The sequence below is a fragment of the Lelliottia sp. EB106-05-01-XG201 genome, from assembly GCF_058791735.1.
On record NZ_JBYTDV010000001.1, the window covers coordinates 2,396,755 to 2,414,066 of the forward strand.

The window sequence follows — 17,312 nt, forward strand, 5'->3', positions numbered from 1 at the left end:
TTTTTTGCCGGGTGGCGCTGCGCTTACCCGGCCTACAAAACACGTAGGCCCGTGCAAGCGTAGCGCCGCCGGGCAATCAAGGGTAAGTTTTAATAATTTCCAGCACGCCGTTAATAATAAACTGCACGCCCATACAGACCAGCAGGAAGCCCATCAAACGGGAAATCGCCTCGATTCCGCCCTTGCCGACCCAGCGCATGATCGCGCCGGAACTGCGCAAACATCCCCACAAAATCACGCCGATAATCGCGAAGATCAGCGGCGGCGCCACCATCACCACCCACGCTGAGAATGTCGTGCCGTCACGCACCGTTGACGCGGAGCTGATGATCATCGCAATTGTCCCTGGCCCGGCCGTGCTTGGCATGGCGAGCGGAACAAAGGCGATATTGGCGGAAGGTTCAGACTCCATCTCTTCCGATTTGCTTTTCGCTTCCGGCGATTCATGCGCTTTATGCGCCGGGAACAGCATGCGGAAACCGATAAAGGCGACGATCAAGCCCCCCGCAATACGTAACCCGGGAATCGAAATCCCGAAGGTGTTCATCACCACCTGCCCGGCGTAATAGGCCACCATCATGATGATGAAAACGTACACCGAGGCCATTAACGACTGGTGGTTACGTTCGGCGCTGTTCATGTTCCCTGCCAGCCCCAGGAACAACGCCACGGTTGTTAACGGGTTCGCCAGCGGCAGCAGCACCACCAGCCCAAGTCCTATTGCCTGAAATAATTCCACCATAGTGCGTTGTCGTCCTTATCCATAATCAACCCTCACAGTATACGGTGAAATGGCCGGACACAGCCATGATGAGAACGTAAGCAGTATTTTCCGCTGCATACCGATAACCAGACGTTATGTTTATGATTTTAAAAGGCTCAAAAAAAGTTCATGAAACGTTTTAGCAAATCGTGGCATCGGACATTACATTCGGTTGACTTATACTTGCCTGAGCAATAATATCTGGCGTGACTAAACTACTTGCCAGGGCAACCATTGTGAAAAGCACCAGTGATCTCTTCAATGAAATTATTCCACTGGGCCGTCTTATTCATATGGTGAACCAGAAAAAAGATCGCCTGCTCAACGACTATCTGTCCCCGATGGACATCACCGCGACCCAGTTCAAAGTGCTGTGCTCCATTCGCTGCGAAGTGTGCATCACCCCGGTTGAGCTGAAAAAGGTGCTCTCTGTCGACCTTGGCGCGCTCACGCGCATGCTCGATCGTCTTGTCTGCAAAGGATGGATTGAAAGGCGACCTAACCCCAATGACAAACGCGGCGTACTGGTTCAGCTCACCAGCGATGGTGCGGCCATGTGCGAACGTTGTCATGAGTTAGTAGGACAAACCCTGCACCAGGAACTAACAAAAAACTTAACGGCGGATGAAGTGGTCACGCTTGAGCATTTGCTGAAGAAAATCCTGCCGTAAACAGAAAGAGGTATGACGATGTCCAGACGCAATAATGACGCGATCACTATTCATAGCATTTTGGACTGGATCGAAGAGAACCTGGAATCGCCGCTCTCACTTGAGAAAGTGTCCGAGCGTTCAGGTTACTCAAAATGGCACCTGCAACGGATGTTCAAAAAAGAGACCGGTCATTCTTTAGGGCAATATATTCGCAGCCGCAAGCTGACGGAAATTGCGCAGAAGCTGAAAGAGAGCAACGAGCCGATTCTGTATCTGGCCGAGCGTTACGGGTTTGAATCGCAACAGACCCTGACCCGCACGTTCAAGAACTATTTCGACGTGCCGCCGCACAAATACCGAATCACCAGTATGCCCGGTGAATCCCGTTATCTGCATCCGCTAACACACTGTAACTGCTAATCGCCTGTTTTAAGACGTAACCGAGGAAATCATGAAATTTATCGCCTCCGCCGCCCTCACCTTACTGGTGCTGGTCTCCGGCCAGACTTTTGCGGAGCAAACCACTCACGCTAACCAGCAGAATACGCGTACCACAATGGTTCTGCCTGGCACGCACGTTCAATCACCGTTTGATTTCAATCATATGGATGCGGGCAGCGACAAATCCGACGAATTAGGCGTGCCGTATTACAATCAGCACGACCTCTGATTCGTTTTTGCCCCGCGTATTGCGGGGCTTTTTTCATCCCCTGACTCGCGTCGTCCGACGCAAACGCAATCCAAACACGTTGATGTACAGCCCGGCCATGATTAACACTGCGCCAATCAGCTGTAGCGTCGTCAGTTTTTCGCCCAGCAAAATCGCTGCACTCGCCAGCCCCACCACCGGCACCAGGAGCGACAGCGGCGCCACGCGCCAGGTTTCGTAGCGCCCGAGCAGCGTTCCCCAGATACCGTACCCGACAATGGTCGCGACAAACGCCAGATAGACCAGCGATAAAATGGTGGTCAGGTCGATCTCAATCAGGCTTTTCACCATCAGCGCCGGGCCGTCAAACATCAGGGACGCAAGCATAAAAGGCACCACGGGGATCAGCGCACTCCAGACCACCAGCGACATCACCGCCGGACGCGCCTCGTGCTGCATGATCAGCTTGTTGAAAATATTCCCGCACGCCCAGCTTAAACCTGCCGCCAGGGTCAGCATAAAGCCCAGCATCGCCACGTGCTGGCCGTTCAGACTGGCTTCGGCCAGAACCAGCACGCCAAACACCGCCAGCGTAATCCCCGCCAGCTGCTTGCCCTGCAGGCGCTCACCAAAGACAAACGCGCCCAGAATGATGGTAAAGAACGCCTGCGCCTGCAGCACCAGCGAGGCCAGCCCCGCAGGCATGCCGAATTTGATCGCGCAAAACAGGAAGGCGAACTGCCCGAAGCTGATGGTCAGGCCGTAGCCGAGCAGCAGACGAAACGGGATCTTTGGGCGGGCGACGAAAAACAGCGCCGGGAAGGCCACCAGTAGAAAGCGCAAACCGGCCAGCATCAGCGGCGGCATGTTGTGCAGCCCCACTTTGATGACCACAAAATTCAGTCCCCATACCACGACGACCAGCAACGCCAGCAGTCCGTCTTTGCGCGTCATACCTTGCCCCTGATTATTAAATTTTTGTAAACAGATTCAAGGTAACGAAAAAAACGAGGGAGGAAAAGATCATTCATTCTGGCAATCAGACAAAGCACTGATGGAAAAATTGGGTGGTATACAACCCCCCTGATGGCGTGATAATCATTGAGACATAAAAAAAGCATAAGCATATGTCGGACAGGAAAATGAAATCATCACTCAGGCGCTCAACCGCAGCGTTGCTGGCTTCGTCGTTGTTATTAACCATCGGCCGTGGCGCGACGCTGCCCTTTATGACTATCTACCTCACGCGCGTTTATCAGATGAGCGTCGCGAACATCGGCTATGCCCTGACCATCGCCCTGACGATTGGCGTGGTGTTCAGCATGGGCTTTGGCATCCTGGCGGATAAGTTCGACAAAAAGCGCTACATGATGTTGTCGATTCTGGCGTTTATCGCCGGTTTCGTGGCGATCCCGCTGGTGAATAATGTCACGCTGGTGGTGCTGTTCTTCGCCCTGATTAACTGCGCGTATTCCGTGTTCTCGACGGTGCTCAAAGCCTGGTTCGCGGACGTGCTGACGCCGGGCGAGAAAGCGCGCGTATTTTCTCTTAACTACAGTTTCCTGAACATCGGCTGGACGATCGGCCCGCCGATTGGCACGCTGCTGGTGATGTACAGCCTGCAACTGCCGTTCTGGCTGGCGGCCTTCTGCGCCGCGCTGCCGCTGGTGTTTATTCAGATGTATGTGCAGAAAAGCATTGGGGCGGATAGTGACAACTTAACCGTTCCGTGGCAACCGTCGGTTTTGCTGCGGGATAAAGCGCTGTTCTGGTATACGCTCTCCGGCCTGCTGGCTTCCTACGTGGGCGGCTCGTTTGCGAGCTGTATTTCCCAGTATGTGCTGGCGGCGGATTACACCAGTGAGTTTGCGGAAAAAGTGGTCGCCGTGGTGCTGCCCGCTAACGCCGCGATGGTGGTGTCGCTGCAGTATTTCATTGGCCGTAAAATTAAGGCCAGCAATATTCGCCCGCTCATGGCTATCGGCACGCTCTTTTTCCTGCTCGGGCTGGGCGGGTTTATGCTCTCCGGCACCAATTTGATCTACTGGGGCATTGCTTCGGCGGTGTTTACCATCGGGGAGATTATTTATGCGCCGGGTGAATATCTGCTCATCGATAACATCGCCCCGCCGGGGATGAAAGCGAGCTACTTCTCCGCACAGGCGCTCGGCTGGCTGGGGGCGGCGGCGAACCCGATGATTACCGGACTGATCCTGACCCACCTGCCGCACTGGTCGCTGTTTGTGATTATGATGGTCGCGATTGTGGTCGCGTGGCTAATGATTTTGCGCGGGATGAGCGTGGAACCCTATGCCGAACGGGTGGAAACGGCGTGATGGCTGGTGCGGTCTGAATTGCCCGGTGGCGCTGCGCTTACCGGGCCTACAAAAGACGTCGGAATCGTAGGCCGGGTAAGGCGAAGCCGCCACCCGGCAACAAGCGGCGGTGCGGCCTAAACGCCCGGTGGCGCTGCGCTTACCGGGCCTACAACGGCTTGCCTCAATGTTTAATGGTGCAACATCTCCTCCACCACCTGCTTCTTAAACATCTCGTTCGGGTAATAGGTCGGCCAGTTGTCCATCTCTTTCAGGAGTGCCTCGTGCGAGGTGTTGCCCATGAAGATATGGAAATGCGCCGAGGCGCGCGGGCCGATGGTGTGGTCGCTGAACTGCACAAATTTCGGCGCTTTCGAACTGGCGTCTTTACATTCAAACAGGTAACGCACGCCTTTCTTGCCTGATGCGTAGGTCAGGATCTTATAGCCGCTGTAGTCGTAGTGACAGCTCGCCACCGCTTTGCCGGTGTGGAACTCCATCACGTTATTTTCAATACCGATAGTCTCCACGTCCGTGGCGTAGCCTTTGCGGTAATAGGCTTTCACCTCGTCGAAGGATTTGCTCGGGTCTTTTTCAGCTTTCTTTTTAAAAACCGGGTCCAGTGAACCGTCCAGCAGGAAAGGATAAACCGACTGCCAGGTGCCGTCCCAGTCGGAAAGCTTACGGTCCTTAACGTCTTTATCTTCAAATACCCCGTTCGCCGCTTTTTGTTCCGCTTCGGTCATCTGATGGCCGTGCGAGTGGGCAAACAGTTGGCCGCTGACCAGCAGCGCCCCCAGAGTCATTGCAAATTTTCCAATGTGTAAAGCCAATGTGCGATCCTCACTCCATGTTATGAGAATGGAAATGTTATAATATAACATTTCAAAACACAATAACCCTAGATCGCCACCAGGCCGCGAACGCCCTCCTGCTCCATGTTCTCCCCGCGACCGCGCTGGATGATGCTCCCGCGCGACATCAGCAGGTAGTTATCCGCCAGCTCCGCCGCGAAATCATAGAACTGCTCCACCAGCAAAATCGCCATATCGCCCCGGCTGGCGAGCTGGCGGATCACCACGCCAATCTCTTTAATCACCGAAGGCTGAATCCCCTCCGTCGGCTCATCGAGAATCAACAGCTGCGGACGGCTCGCCAGCGCGCGACCAATCGCCAGCTGCTGCTGTTGTCCACCGGAGAGATCGCCCCCACGACGATGCTTCATCTCTTTCAGCACCGGAAAAAGCTGCCAGATATCCTCCGGAACGCTTTTCGCCTCTCGCGCCGCAAAGCGCGACAACCCCAGCAGCAGATTTTCTTCTACCGTCAGACGCGGAAAAATCTCGCGCCCCTGCGGAACATAGGCCACGCCGGACTGTACCCGGTGGTGCGGTTTCGCGTGGGTGATGGTTTTGCCCTGCCAGATGATCTCCCCGCTGCGCGCCGGGATCAGCCCCATCAGACATTTCAGCAGCGTGGTTTTCCCCACGCCGTTTCGCCCGAGCAGACAGGTCACTTCTCCGCCCGGCGCATCGAAGCTCACGCCGCGCAAAATGTGGCTGCCGCCGTAATATTGATTCAGTTCGTTCACCTGTAGCATGACGGCTCCTTAGCGTCCCAGATAGACTTCGATCACCTGCTCGTTGGCCTGCACTTCCCTCAGCGAGCCCTCCGCCAGCACCCGGCCCTGATGCAAAACGGTGACGTGATCGGCGATGGTTTCGACAAAGCCCATATCGTGCTCGACCACCATCAGCGAGTGTTTCCCGGCAAGCTGGCGAAACAGCTCCGCCGAATATTCGGTTTCGGCGTCGGTCATCCCGGCGGCGGGCTCATCGAGCAGCAGCAAATGCGGCTCCTGCACCAGCAGCATGCCGATTTCCAGAAACTGTTTTTGCCCGTGAGAGAGCATTCCGGCGCAACGGTCGCGCTCGGCGCTCAGGCGCAGGAGGGTTAACATCTCGCTGATACGATCGCTCTGCTCCGACGTTAATCGCGCGCGCAGACTGGCCCACACGGACTTATCGCCTTTCATTGCCAGCTCGAGGTTTTCCCACACCGTCAGCGCTTCAAACACCGTGGGTTTCTGGAACTTACGCCCGATACCCTGACGCGCAATTGCCGCGGGATCCAGCTCCATCAGATCGATGGACTGGTCGTAAATCGCCCGCCCACTTTGGGGGCGCGTTTTGCCGGTGATCACGTCCATCAGCGTGGTCTTTCCGGCCCCATTGGGGCCGATCACACAGCGTAACTCCCCGACACCGATGTTCAGCGACAGATCCGTCAGCGCCTGAAAACCATCAAAATTGACGTTAATCGACTCCAGCTGGAGCACCGGGTCGGTCTGATCGCGATAGCGATCGCCGGGTAACTGGCGGGTAAAAAGTCCTTCGGCTGGCTGCATTATTTCTCTCCCTTACGAAACAGTCCGTAGACGCCGCGCGGTAAAAAGAGCGTGACGGCGATGAAAATCAGCCCAAGAAACAGCTGCCAGTACTCCGGCATCGCCACGGTAAAATAGCTTTTCGCGCCGTTCACCAGCGCCGCGCCAATCACCGGCCCGACCAGGGTGCCGCGCCCACCGAGCGCGACCCAGATTGCGGCCTCAATAGAGTTGGTCGGCGACATTTCACCGGGGTTGATTATCCCCACCTGCGGGACGTACAACGCACCGGCCAGCCCGCACAGCACGGCGGAAAGCGTCCACACCAGCAGTTTGAAACCACGCGGATCGTAGCCGCAAAACGTCAGGCGGTTTTCCGCATCGCGCACTGCCGTCAGGATGCGGCCAAATTTGCTTTTTGCCAGCGCAACGCCGATCGCCAGCGTGGCCACCAGCAGCGCGACGGTCGCCAGAAACAGCGCAATACGCGTCGTCGTCGCCGTCACCGAAAAGCCCAGCAGCGTGGTAAAACCGGTAAACCCGTTGTTGCCGCCAAAGCCGGTTTCGTTGCGAAAGAACAGCAGCATCCCCGCGTAGGTCAGCGCCTGGGTCATGATCGAAAAGTAGACCCCTTTGATTTTCGAGCGAAAAGCAAACCAGCCGAACACCAGCGCCAGCAGGCCGGGGATCATCACCACCAGCAGCATCGCCCAGGCGAAATGCTGGGTGCCCCACCAGAACCACGGCAGTTCACTCCAGGAGAGAAACGACATAAACGCCGGGAGACTGTCGCCCGACGCCTGACGCATCAGGTACATCCCCATCGCATAGCCACCAAGGGCGAAGAAAATCCCGTGTCCGAGCGACAGCATCCCGGCGTAGCCCCACACCAGATCGAGGGCCACGGCGACGATGGCATAGCAGAGGATTTTACCGACCAGCGTCAGCATCCAGGTGGAAACCGCCAGCGGATGGCTGGCCGGAAGCAGCGCCAGAAACGGCAGGACCAGCAGAATGGCAAGGATCAGGCTGCCAAACAGTTGGGTCACGCGCGGCGCTTTACGCGCCAGAGTTAACGTCAGCGGCTGGCTCATCAGTCTGTCACCCTCCCTTTAAGCGCAAACAGTCCCTGCGGGCGTTTCTGAATGAACAGAATTATCGCCACCAGAATCAAAATTTTGCCGAGCACGGCACCCATCTGCGGTTCGAGAATTTTGTTGAAGATCCCGAGGCCAAACGCTGCCGCCACGCTGCCGGCCAGCTGTCCTACGCCGCCCAGCACCACCACCAGGAACGAATCAATGATGTAGCCCTGACCGAGCTCCGGCCCGACGTTGCCAAGCTGCGACAGCGCCACGCCGCCTAATCCTGCAATCCCTGAGCCCAGACCGAACGCCAGCATATCGACGCGCCCGGTCGGCACGCCGCAGCAGGCGGCCATGCTGCGGTTTTGCGTCACCGCCCGCACGTTCAGCCCCAGCCGGGTTTTGTTGAGAATCAGCCAGGTGAAGAACAGCACCAGCAGCACAAACCCCAGCACCACAATGCGGTTCCACGGCAGGATCAGATTGGCAAAGACCTGCACGCCGCCCGAGAGCCACGCCGGGTTAGCCACCTCCAGGTTTTGTGCGCCAAAGGTCATGCGCACGATCTGGATAATCATCAGGCTGATGCCCCAGGTGGCGAGCAGCGTCTCCAGCGGACGACCGTAAAGATGGCGAATAATGGTGCGCTCCAGCGCCATCCCAATTCCGGCGGTGACGAGAAACGCCACCGGCAGCGCCACCACCGGATAGAACGCCAGCCACTGAGGCATAAACTGCGCCATCGCCTGCTGGACCATCCAGGTGCTGTACGCCCCGAGCATCAGCATTTCGCCGTGGGCCATATTGATCACCCCGAGCAGGCCGTAGGTGATCGCAAGCCCCAGCGCCGCCAGCAGCAGGACAGACCCCAGCGACAGCCCCATAAACGCCTGTCCCAGCAGATCGCTTACCAGCAGTCGATGCTGGATTTTGCTGAGGCTGTTTTCCGCCGCCTCGCGCACGCGGGCGTCGGGTTCGGTTTGCGCCTGGGTGAAGGGCAACAGCCGGGTCTGCGTTTCGGGATCGGATGAGTGCGCTAACAGCTCAATGGCCTGCAAACGCACCTCCGCATTTGGGCTGACGAGCTGTAAATTGGCCAGCGCCACTTCCAGCGCCTGACGTACGCCCTCGTCCTTCTCCGCCTGCAGACGCTGCTGCAACATATTCAGCATTTCAGGTGTGGCCTCGCGCTGAAGCTGGAGCGCTGCGCCCTTGCGCTGCGTGACGTTGTCACTTGCAAGCTGATGCGTCGCCAGCGCCGCGGAGGCCAGCACCCGCAGGCGGTTGGTCAGGCGCACCGCTTTCGGGTCGCCCTCCGCCGCCGGTGAATCCCCCAGCGCCACCATCTCACCCTTCACGCGGGCAAAAGCGTGCTTCTGTCCGTCGGCAAACAGGTTCTCTTTTTGCAGCGCCTGCAACAGCGGCAGACGCTTCTCATCCGGGGCAACAGCCCACTTTTCCAGCAGTGCGGTTTGCTGGCTGCGGCTTGCGGCGACAAAGGTGTCCGCATCCGACGCCTGCGCCATCCCTGGCAGCAGACCGGCAAGCCAGACTATTGCGACAAACATTCGCATTACGCTCATGGCTTTTCTCCGTGCGATTAAGGCTTAGTTACTGGCGGTTTTCATCGGCTGGTCAGGTTTTTTGTCGTTACCCTGAATGAACGGGCTCCACGGCTGGGCGCGGACGGTCTCTTCGGTCTGCCAGACGACGTTGAACTGACCGTTACCTTCGATTTCACCAATCATCACCGGCTTATGCAGATGGTGGTTGGTGGCATCCATGGTCAGCGTGAAGCCAGACGGGGCTTTGAAGGATTGACCGGCCATCGCGGCGCGCACTTTGTCCACGTCGGTGGTCCCGGCTTTCTCCACGGCCTGCGCCCACATGTGGATACCTACGTAGGTCGCTTCCATCGGATCGTTAGTTACGACGGTGTCGGCGTTCGGCAGTTTGTGCGCTTTGGCGTAGGCTTTGTAGGCCGCCACGAAGGTCTGGTTGGTTGGGTTGTCGACGGACTCGAAGTAGTTCCACGCGGCGAGGTTGCCGACCAGCGGTTTGGCGTCGATCCCGCGCAGCTCTTCTTCGCCGACGGAGAAGGCGACCACCGGCACATCCGTGGCTTTTACGCCCTGGTTGGCCAGCTCTTTATAGAAAGGCACGTTGGAGTCGCCGTTGATGGTGGAGACCACCGCCGTTTTGCCGCCCGCGGAGAATTTCTTGATATTGGCGACAATGGTCTGGTAATCGCTGTGACCAAACGGGGTGTAGACCTCTTCGATATCTTTGTCCTGCACGCCTTTGGAGTGGAGGAACGCACGCAGAATTTTGTTGGTGGTGCGCGGATAAACGTAGTCCGTCCCGAGCAGGAAGAAGCGTTTCGCGCTCCCGCCGTCTTCGCCCATCAAATATTCCACCGCCGGGATCGCCTGCTGATTCGGCGCCGCGCCGGTGTAGAACACGTTCGGCGACATCTCTTCGCCCTCATACTGCACCGGATAGAACAGCAGGCCGTTCAGCTCCTCGAAGACCGGCAGCACCGATTTGCGCGAGACGGAAGTCCAGCAGCCAAACACCGCCGCGACCTTATCCTGGCTCAACAGCTGGCGGGCTTTTTCGGCGAACAGCGGCCAGTTCGAGGCGGGGTCCACCACTACCGGTTCGAGCTGTTTACCCAGTACGCCACCTTTGGCGTTGATTTCGTCGATGGTCATCAGCGCCACGTCTTTCAGCGGCGTTTCAGAGATCGCCATCGTCCCGGAGAGCGAGTGCATGATGCCGATTTTGATCGTGTCGGCGGCCTGGACGCCAAAACTCATCCCCATTGCCACAACGGAGGCCGACAGCGCGAAAGCTTTGATTAAGGTACGACGATGCATATTTTCACTCCTGAAAAGAAAGCTGTGCGAAAACGTCCGTAACCATGTGGACGCAGAATCAAACGTGTCAGCTTCAGGACAGCAAAAAGGATGCCAGAATGGAAAATAGTGCAATATCAGGGGTGTAAAAGCGGTTTAAGGCGGGAAACGTCTCAACATGGCACAGCGCTGCATTAATAAAGTGCAACGCTGTGCCCGAAAAATTACCAGACTTCGTCAGCGATCTGCGTGACCAGACGGACTTTGTCCCACTGCTGGGTTTCGCTCAGGCTGTTGCCCTCTTCCGTTGAGGCAAAACCGCACTGCGGGCTGAGGCAAATCTGCTCCTTCGCCACGTATTGCGCCGCCTCTTCCAGACGTGCTTTCACCCCTTCCGGGTTCTCCAGCTCGCCGTTTTTGGTGGTGATCAGGCCCAGCACCACCTGCTGTTTGCCCGGACGAACGAAGCGTAGCGGCGCGAAATCCCCGCTGCGGTCGTTGTCGTACTCGAGGAAGAAAGCATCCACGTTCACGGAACCGAAAAGCACTTCGGCCACCGGCTCGTAACCGCCTTCTGAAATCCAGGTGGATCGGAAGTTGCCGCGACAGACGTGCAGGCCGATGGTCAGATCCTCCGGTTTGCCTTCCAGCGCTTTGTTCAGCACGCGGGCATAGGTGCGTGCCAGCTGGTCCGCGTCGTCACCGCGCTCGGCGATCTGGCGGCGCTGATCGTCTGAGCAGAGATAGGCCCAAACCGTGTCGTCCAGCTGCAGATAGCGGCAACCTGCTTCATAGAATGCATGGATCGCATCGCGCCAGGTGGTCGCCAGATCGTCGAAATAGGCGTCCAGCTCCGGGTAAACCGTCGCGTCGATGTCTTTACGCCCGCCGCGGAAATGCAGCACGCTCGGGCTGGGAATGGTCATTTTCGGCTGGGCGTTGCCGCTGATGCTTTTCAGATAGCGGAAATCTTCCAGCATCGGGTGGTCGCCAAAGCCCAGTTTGCCGGTAACGCGCACGCCGTGGGCTTTGGTCTGTACACCGTTGAACTGGATGCCCTGATTTGAGTCGTAACGCTCCACGCCCTGTAAACCGTCGAAGAAGTCGAAGTGCCACCAGGCACGGCGGAACTCCCCGTCCGTCACCACGTGCAGGCCGCAGGCGCACTGCTGCTCAACCACCTGGCGGATCGCGTCGTTTTCAACGGCGCGCAGCTGACCGGCGTCAATCTCCCCGCTGGCAAACTGCAGTCGCGCCTGTTTAATCGCATCAGGGCGTAAAAAGCTGCCTACCACATCGGCACGGTACGGGGCGTGTTGTCGCTGCATGATTCTCTCCTTTGCTGCCGGCAATTGATTGCCCACAGTGATAATTCATAAATTGAACATTTAGACTTCTGGATGGCTATATGTCCAAAAAGATGTCATAACCCCTGCGTTGCAGCAAACGAGAAAATTTCATGCATGATGAATTTAATTCATCTTTGACTTAATCCTCACTGGCAAAAGCGAAGTTTTCATCTTCCCAGCCGGTGATGCCGCCGATCATGATTTTGACCGGCAGACCCAGGCGAGAGAGCTTTAATGCCGCTCGATCCGCGCCGTTGCAGTGTGGCCCGGCACAATAGACCACGAACAACGTGTCCTGCGGCCATTGCGCCATGGTTTCGGCGGTCATTGCTGACCAGGGTAAATGGACAGCCCCCGGCAGATGACGGCGGGCAAATTGCTCCGGGCGGCCCACCACGTGCAGCAAAACGAAATCCTGCTGATGATTTGCCAGCGCGTGGTGCACGTCGGCACAGTCGGTTTCGACGCTCAGGCGGCGCAGAAAATGGGCAACAGATTCCTGCGGGTCGGCGGCGGGAAATTCAGTGACGTAACTCATGGTGCTTTCTCCAGTTTGGCGTTTGTGTTAACAGTACGTTATCCAAAAATTCAGTCAGTGAATGCCTGCGGTTATGCCAGAAAACAGCAAAATGATGACAAACTTACGACAAACATCGCGCCCGCTGGTGGTGGTCCTGGCGTATGACGGCCTGTGCACCTTCGAGTTTGGCGTGGCGGTGGAAGTTTTTGGCCTGCCGCGCCCGGAGATGGGCGATGAGTGGTATCGCTTTGGCATCGCTGCCGTCGATGAGGGTGAATTGCGGGCCACCGGCGGGATTAGGATGGTGGCCGACGGCGATCTGACGCTCCTTGACCAGGCCAGCCTGATTGTGGTTCCCGGCTGGCGCGGCGTGGAAGAAGCGGTTCCGCCCGCATTATGCGAGGCGCTACGCAGCGCTCATCGGCGCGGCTGTCATCTGCTCTCGATCTGCTCCGGCGTGTTCGTCCTCGCTGCCGCAGGGGTGCTCGACGGGCGCAAAGCCACGACGCACTGGCGCTACACGCAGACGCTGAAGACGCGTTTCCCGGCCATTAAGGTGATCGAGGATGTGCTGTACCAGGATGAAGGAACGATTTTGACTTCAGCGGGTAGTGCCGCGGGGATCGACCTCTGTCTGCACGTGGTACGCCGTGACTATGGAACCGAGGCCGCAAACTGCGTTGCGCGTCGTCTGGTCATCCCGCCCCACCGCGATGGGACGCAGACCCAGCAGATCAGCCGCCCGGTGGCGGTGCTGCGCGAAAGCCAGCGCTTTGGACAGCTGTTTGATTTTCTGCACCAGCAGCTGACGGTCAATCACACGGTCAGTTCTCTGGCCCGGCGCGTGGGAATGAGTGAGCGCACCTTCCTGCGCCGCTTTGCCAGCGCCACCGGAACCACGCCCGCGCGCTGGTTACTGACGGAACGTCTGCTGCGGGCAAAAGAGTTTCTGGAAACCAGCCGCTTAAGTATCGACAGCATCGCTGAGCAGACTGGATTGGGTCATTCGGCGACCTTACGTCACCATTTCCGCCAACAGTACAATATGTCTCCCGCGCAGTACCGAAAACAATTTATATCCGGCCATCGCCTGGCAGAAATACCCTGAATCTAAAGCAAAAAAAACCGCCATAAACTGGCGGTAAATGCTTGCATGGATAGATTTGTATTTTGGTATCTACGTTCCGTCATTCCCTGACGGATGCGGATCGACATTAAACCTAACATTCGTAAGGTAAACGAATATTAAACCAATGGCGCAGTTTTCCGTCAGGACTGAATATTTGTCGTTTCAGTATTAATTTGCAGATACTGCATCAATCCCTGTCTGGCGCTCTGAATGGCGTTATCGTTAACGGCCTCCAGATAGAATGGCCGTGAGACGGCGTAAGGCGCTTGCTCTGCGGGATAGACTGAGTATTCAAAGCTTTTCCCTTTCATTTTGTTGTGGCAATCGAGTCGCCACTGCTGGTCGGTCATTTTGGTGCTGTTGCAGGAGACGTGGCCGTAATCGCTGGTGAGATAGGAGCCAACGCGGGTCTCTGCCGCCTGCAGATATTCTGGTTTATCGAGGAAGGAAGCGTAACTGATATAAGCTGTCGCAACCGCGGCAATACACAGTGTGGAAAGAGTGATGACTTTATTCATTTACTACTCGACTTAGTCCATAGTCAAAAGAATATTATATCGGATTCATCTTAAATGCCCAGCCGTATTATCCCCTCAAAATGACAACCACCAGAATTTAGAGGCTAAATCAGGGGTCTATATTTGGACCTGACGCCAACACGCCGCAAAAACTGACAATTTATTTGCGATAGTTTTAATTTGCGAATAATAACCCGACGTAACTATTGGCATTATGGCCGCAACTTGTGAACGGGCGGTAACGAAATGGTTAAATCATCTTTAGTATTCATACTGTTAACCTGTGCTTTATTTTCTGGTCAATTAATGGCCGGTCATAAGGGGCATGAATATCTGTGGGTGCAGAACGCCGACCACCAGCTGCGCCATAGCGCGGACAGCGACGAACTGAGAAGTGTTGCGGAGGAGTCAGCGGAGGGTTTGCGCGAGCACCATTCCTGGCAGAAATCGCGCAAACCGGATACCCATTTTCGGTGATTAAGCGCCTTTGCGCTTCGGCAGGGTTTTCATCAGCTCGTCAGGGCTGACAGAGGCCACCACGCTTCCCGGCTGTGGCATCTTGAAGATATGATTTTTCATCTTGCCGATAACGTGCATTTCGCACGGACGGCAGTCAAATTTCAGGGTCAGCACCTCGTCGCCATTCACCAGCTGCATCGGGGTCGCTTTCCAGCTTTTGATGCTGCCTTTCGCCTGCTTTGGACAGAGGTTAAAGGCAAAGCGCAGACAGTGTTTGGTGATCATCACCGGCACATCGCCCTTCTCTTCGTGCGCTTCATACGCGGCATCAATCAGTTGCACACCGTAACGATGGTAAAACGCTCGCGCTTTGTGGTTATAGACGTTCGCCAGGAACGACAAGTGCGTATCAGGATACACCGGCGCAGGCACGGATACCGCTTTGCGGCTGCCGCGAGGATAGTTTGCCAGGCGCGCTTCATCGAGCATCTCTGCCGTTTCGCGGCGGAACTGGTTCAGCAGGCTGTTCGGCACAAACAGCGCCGCAGGTAGATTCACCTGAATATCGCGCGCGTAATAAATGGTCTGTCCGAGCTTCGCCACACTGTCTTTCAGGCTGTTCAGCGCTTTCTCGGCGTTGTTGGCCTCTTCAAACTGTCCGTCCAGGGTATGAGTCACGCTCACGCCGTCTTCGCTGGTCATGGTCAGGATCAGCTGCTCTTCCCAGCCGCCCAGTTCGATATCCACGGCGATGCGACGTTCGCTGGAGGTTTTCAGCAGCGCCTGCTGCCAGTTGTGGTCCAGGTTCCGATTGAGCGCCGCGTTCGGACGCGCCTTATAGAGATCGGCAGGCATTTCGTTCGGCCAGACGCGATACTGGTTTTCGCCGGTTTTCTCCACCGTATTGGCGCGGAAGCCGACAATTTCACGCTTGATCATCACGTTCAGACCGTCGCCGTTCGCCAGCGGCTCCGTCACTTTCACATCAAGATGCTCTCTGGAGACTTTCAGCACTTCACCTACCGGCAGACCGATAAACTTCGGTGAGTCGAACGCGCCAATATCACCTTTGCGCGCATTGACGAAGTAATCCGTGCTGCCGCGGTGGAAGGTTTTATCGGTAGACGGAATGAAGAAGTGCTCGGTACGCCCGGCTGAGGCGCGCGCCAGATCGCCGCGATCTTCGATGATCGCATCCAGCATCTGACGATAGTGCGCCGTGATGTTCTTCACGTAGCTCATGTCTTTGTAGCGTCCTTCAATTTTGAAGGAGCGCACGCCCGCGTCGATCAGCTGAGCCAGGTTGGCGGTCTGGTCGTTGTCTTTCATCGACAGGAGGTGTTTATCGAAGGCCACGACGCGGCCCTGATCGTCTTTCAGGGTGTACGGCAGACGGCACGCCTGAGAGCAGTCGCCACGGTTGGCGCTGCGCCCGGTCTGAGCGTGGGAAATGTTGCACTGCCCGGAGTACGCCACACAGAGCGCGCCGTGGATGAAGAATTCGATGGTGGCGTCGGTCGCCTGGTGAATATCGCGGATCTGGTTCAGATTCAGCTCACGCGCCAGTACGATCTGGGTAAAGCCAACGTCTGAGAGGAATTTCGCTTTTTCGACGGTACGGATATCGCATTGGGTGCTGGCGTGCAGTTCAATCGGCGGAATATCCAGCTCCAGCACGCCCATGTCCTGAACGATCAGGGCATCGACGCCGGTCTGGTAGAGGTCGGTGATCAGACGCTGGGCAGGCTCAAGTTCATCATCATGAAGAATGGTGTTCAGAGTCACGAACACCTTCGCACCATAGCGGTGGGCAAATGGCACCAGCCCGGCGATATCGCTCAGGCTGTTGCTGGCGTTATGGCGAGCTCCAAAGCCAGGACCGCCGATATAGACCGCGTCCGCACCGTGCAGAATTGCCTCGCGGGCAATAGAGGCGTCACGGGCCGGGCTTAAGAGTTCAAGATGATGGGATTGCAGGCGCATACTTCGTCGTTATCCGTTATGGTCAAAATGGCGGCTATTGTAGTCAGAAGTCTACGACAGCGAAACCGTTTTGCGTACCTTTAACGGGGATAATGGATCAGCGAATGAAAGTGCACCGTCTGGCCGCTGCTGTTGCGATAGGCGTGGGGTTTGTCGCCCGCGAAACGCACGCCGGAATCCGCCGAGAGGGTGCGCCAGACGCCGTCGAGACACATCTCCAGCTCGCCGCTCACCACCACCACGTGTTCAATGACTCCCGCTTCGTGCGGCGTCGATTCGCTGAGCGCGCCGGGGGCCAGCGTAATCGAAAAATGATCAAACTTAAGCTGCTCATCCCACGGGAAAAGTGGCTTGACCACCATCGCCTGCTGCTGGGGGTCAAACACTGGCTGAGGATCGGCTTGCGGCGTGATAAAGGCGGAAAAAGGGACGTTCAGACCAGTGGCGATTTTCCACAGGGTCGAAACCGTCGGGCTGGACTCGTTGCGCTCGATCTGCCCGAGCATCGCTTTCGAGACGCCCGTCTCGTCGGCGAGCTTCGATAAGCTCCAGCCGCGCGCCTGACGCTCGTTTTTCAGCGTTGACGCAAGATGTTGAGTGATATTCATAGATCCTCCCGTTGCGGCGAAGTGTACCACTTGTACG

19 protein-coding genes are annotated in these 17,312 nt (G+C 56.8%); 6 read left to right on the top strand and 13 right to left on the bottom strand.

The features are described from left to right. Positions 1–76 precede the first annotated feature (76 nt). Positions 77–742 carry a MarC family NAAT transporter gene (locus tag AC3WS9_RS11235; RefSeq protein ID WP_282495263.1) on the bottom strand — a complete coding sequence of 222 codons (666 nt, stop codon included), beginning with the start codon at positions 740–742 and terminating at the stop codon, positions 77–79. A 257-nt stretch (positions 743–999) separates the two neighbouring features. On the opposite strand from AC3WS9_RS11235, the gene marR reads away from it, so the two are divergent. Genes marR through marB form a run of 3 tightly spaced genes read left to right on the top strand, consistent with a single transcriptional unit; the run spans position 1,000 to position 2,086 of the window. Next, positions 1,000–1,434 (top strand): multiple antibiotic resistance transcriptional regulator MarR, encoded by a 435-nt coding sequence (marR, locus tag AC3WS9_RS11240; RefSeq protein WP_100780183.1) that lies wholly within the window; start codon positions 1,000–1,002, stop codon positions 1,432–1,434. 18 nt (positions 1,435–1,452) lie between these two features. Beyond that, on the top strand, positions 1,453–1,836 hold the full coding sequence (gene marA / locus AC3WS9_RS11245; RefSeq protein ID WP_146052590.1) for an MDR efflux pump AcrAB transcriptional activator MarA: 384 nt from the start codon (positions 1,453–1,455) through the stop codon (positions 1,834–1,836). A gap of 31 nt (positions 1,837–1,867) precedes the next feature. Further along, the gene (gene marB, locus AC3WS9_RS11250) at positions 1,868–2,086 is read left to right on the top strand and encodes a multiple antibiotic resistance protein MarB (RefSeq protein ID WP_492488368.1); all 219 of its coding nucleotides are present in this window, start codon (positions 1,868–1,870) and stop codon (positions 2,084–2,086) included. Positions 2,087–2,119: 33 nt separating this feature from the next. Here the strand turns inward: marB and eamA are convergent, their stop codons facing one another. Beyond that, entirely contained in the window at positions 2,120–3,019 is a 900-nt protein-coding gene (gene eamA, locus AC3WS9_RS11255; RefSeq protein WP_282495265.1) for an O-acetylserine/cysteine exporter, read from the bottom strand. Between the two features lie 188 nt (positions 3,020–3,207). On the opposite strand from eamA, the gene ydeE reads away from it, so the two are divergent. Next, entirely contained in the window at positions 3,208–4,401 is a 1,194-nt protein-coding gene (ydeE, locus tag AC3WS9_RS11260; RefSeq protein WP_492488370.1) for an efflux MFS transporter YdeE, read from the top strand. 170 nt (positions 4,402–4,571) lie between these two features. Here ydeE and zinT read toward each other — a convergent pair whose 3' ends face one another. The 8 genes from zinT to AC3WS9_RS11300 form a co-directional block, all read right to left on the bottom strand. Continuing rightward, positions 4,572–5,213, bottom strand: coding sequence for a metal-binding protein ZinT (gene zinT / locus AC3WS9_RS11265; RefSeq protein ID WP_492488372.1), 642 nt, complete (start codon positions 5,211–5,213; stop codon positions 4,572–4,574). A 68-nt stretch (positions 5,214–5,281) separates the two neighbouring features. Then, positions 5,282–5,980, bottom strand: a complete 699-nt coding sequence (gene urtE, locus AC3WS9_RS11270; RefSeq protein ID WP_492488373.1) for an urea ABC transporter ATP-binding subunit UrtE — start codon at positions 5,978–5,980, stop codon at positions 5,282–5,284. A gap of 9 nt (positions 5,981–5,989) precedes the next feature. Then, positions 5,990–6,787, bottom strand: a complete 798-nt coding sequence (gene urtD / locus AC3WS9_RS11275) for an urea ABC transporter ATP-binding protein UrtD (protein WP_282493101.1) — start codon at positions 6,785–6,787, stop codon at positions 5,990–5,992. Continuing rightward, a complete protein-coding gene (urtC, locus tag AC3WS9_RS11280; protein WP_492488375.1) occupies positions 6,787–7,860 on the bottom strand; it encodes an urea ABC transporter permease subunit UrtC in 1,074 nt (357 codons plus the stop codon). The genes urtD and urtC overlap by 1 nt, the downstream gene beginning before the upstream one ends. Next, positions 7,860–9,434: an urea ABC transporter permease subunit UrtB gene (gene urtB / locus AC3WS9_RS11285; protein ID WP_492488377.1), complete on the bottom strand. Its 1,575-nt coding sequence runs from the start codon at positions 9,432–9,434 to the stop codon at positions 7,860–7,862. The genes urtC and urtB overlap by 1 nt, the downstream gene beginning before the upstream one ends. A gap of 24 nt (positions 9,435–9,458) precedes the next feature. Then, positions 9,459–10,730: an urea ABC transporter substrate-binding protein gene (urtA, locus tag AC3WS9_RS11290; RefSeq protein ID WP_282493104.1), complete on the bottom strand. Its 1,272-nt coding sequence runs from the start codon at positions 10,728–10,730 to the stop codon at positions 9,459–9,461. 203 nt (positions 10,731–10,933) lie between these two features. Next, the gene (locus tag AC3WS9_RS11295; protein WP_285150475.1) at positions 10,934–12,037 is read right to left on the bottom strand and encodes a cobalamin-independent methionine synthase II family protein; all 1,104 of its coding nucleotides are present in this window, start codon (positions 12,035–12,037) and stop codon (positions 10,934–10,936) included. A gap of 160 nt (positions 12,038–12,197) precedes the next feature. Continuing rightward, the gene (locus AC3WS9_RS11300) at positions 12,198–12,596 is read right to left on the bottom strand and encodes a rhodanese-like domain-containing protein (protein WP_282493106.1); all 399 of its coding nucleotides are present in this window, start codon (positions 12,594–12,596) and stop codon (positions 12,198–12,200) included. Between the two features lie 73 nt (positions 12,597–12,669). Between AC3WS9_RS11300 and ftrA the strand changes: the two genes are divergently transcribed. Continuing rightward, positions 12,670–13,686, top strand: coding sequence for a transcriptional regulator FtrA (ftrA, locus tag AC3WS9_RS11305; protein WP_492488380.1), 1,017 nt, complete (start codon positions 12,670–12,672; stop codon positions 13,684–13,686). 161 nt (positions 13,687–13,847) lie between these two features. Here ftrA and AC3WS9_RS11310 read toward each other — a convergent pair whose 3' ends face one another. Next, a complete protein-coding gene (locus tag AC3WS9_RS11310) occupies positions 13,848–14,225 on the bottom strand; it encodes a hypothetical protein (protein ID WP_285144496.1) in 378 nt (125 codons plus the stop codon). 246 nt (positions 14,226–14,471) lie between these two features. Here AC3WS9_RS11310 and AC3WS9_RS11315 point away from each other — a divergent pair, with 246 nt between their 5' ends. Beyond that, entirely contained in the window at positions 14,472–14,702 is a 231-nt protein-coding gene (locus tag AC3WS9_RS11315) for a DUF2554 family protein (RefSeq protein WP_282493109.1), read from the top strand. Here AC3WS9_RS11315 and AC3WS9_RS11320 read toward each other — a convergent pair whose 3' ends face one another. Both AC3WS9_RS11320 and AC3WS9_RS11325 read right to left on the bottom strand, forming a co-directional pair. Next, the gene (locus AC3WS9_RS11320) at positions 14,703–16,667 is read right to left on the bottom strand and encodes a peptidase U32 family protein (protein ID WP_492488382.1); all 1,965 of its coding nucleotides are present in this window, start codon (positions 16,665–16,667) and stop codon (positions 14,703–14,705) included. 80 nt (positions 16,668–16,747) lie between these two features. Beyond that, on the bottom strand, positions 16,748–17,275 hold the full coding sequence (locus tag AC3WS9_RS11325) for a helix-turn-helix domain-containing protein (RefSeq protein WP_285150470.1): 528 nt from the start codon (positions 17,273–17,275) through the stop codon (positions 16,748–16,750). Positions 17,276–17,312 lie beyond the last annotated feature (37 nt).

What these genes read in the sequence shown, in the direction of transcription:
- urtC (WP_492488375.1), bottom strand. Translation starts at nt 7,860, where the DNA reads ATGAGCCAGCCGCTGACGTTAACTCTGGCGCGTAAAGCGCCGCGCGTG.
- ftrA (WP_492488380.1), top strand. Translation starts at nt 12,670, where the DNA reads ATGCCAGAAAACAGCAAAATGATGACAAACTTACGACAAACATCGCGC.
- ydeE (WP_492488370.1), top strand. Translation starts at nt 3,208, where the DNA reads ATGAAATCATCACTCAGGCGCTCAACCGCAGCGTTGCTGGCTTCGTCG.
- AC3WS9_RS11310 (WP_285144496.1), bottom strand. Translation starts at nt 14,225, where the DNA reads ATGAATAAAGTCATCACTCTTTCCACACTGTGTATTGCCGCGGTTGCG.
- AC3WS9_RS11320 (WP_492488382.1), bottom strand. Translation starts at nt 16,667, where the DNA reads ATGCGCCTGCAATCCCATCATCTTGAACTCTTAAGCCCGGCCCGTGAC.
- urtE (WP_492488373.1), bottom strand. Translation starts at nt 5,980, where the DNA reads ATGCTACAGGTGAACGAACTGAATCAATATTACGGCGGCAGCCACATT.
- AC3WS9_RS11295 (WP_285150475.1), bottom strand. Translation starts at nt 12,037, where the DNA reads ATGCAGCGACAACACGCCCCGTACCGTGCCGATGTGGTAGGCAGCTTT.
- urtB (WP_492488377.1), bottom strand. Translation starts at nt 9,434, where the DNA reads ATGAGCGTAATGCGAATGTTTGTCGCAATAGTCTGGCTTGCCGGTCTG.
- urtD (WP_282493101.1), bottom strand. Translation starts at nt 6,787, where the DNA reads ATGCAGCCAGCCGAAGGACTTTTTACCCGCCAGTTACCCGGCGATCGC.
- eamA (WP_282495265.1), bottom strand. Translation starts at nt 3,019, where the DNA reads ATGACGCGCAAAGACGGACTGCTGGCGTTGCTGGTCGTCGTGGTATGG.
- marB (WP_492488368.1), top strand. Translation starts at nt 1,868, where the DNA reads ATGAAATTTATCGCCTCCGCCGCCCTCACCTTACTGGTGCTGGTCTCC.
- AC3WS9_RS11315 (WP_282493109.1), top strand. Translation starts at nt 14,472, where the DNA reads ATGGTTAAATCATCTTTAGTATTCATACTGTTAACCTGTGCTTTATTT.
- AC3WS9_RS11235 (WP_282495263.1), bottom strand. Translation starts at nt 742, where the DNA reads ATGGTGGAATTATTTCAGGCAATAGGACTTGGGCTGGTGGTGCTGCTG.
- AC3WS9_RS11325 (WP_285150470.1), bottom strand. Translation starts at nt 17,275, where the DNA reads ATGAATATCACTCAACATCTTGCGTCAACGCTGAAAAACGAGCGTCAG.
- urtA (WP_282493104.1), bottom strand. Translation starts at nt 10,730, where the DNA reads ATGCATCGTCGTACCTTAATCAAAGCTTTCGCGCTGTCGGCCTCCGTT.
- marA (WP_146052590.1), top strand. Translation starts at nt 1,453, where the DNA reads ATGTCCAGACGCAATAATGACGCGATCACTATTCATAGCATTTTGGAC.
- AC3WS9_RS11300 (WP_282493106.1), bottom strand. Translation starts at nt 12,596, where the DNA reads ATGAGTTACGTCACTGAATTTCCCGCCGCCGACCCGCAGGAATCTGTT.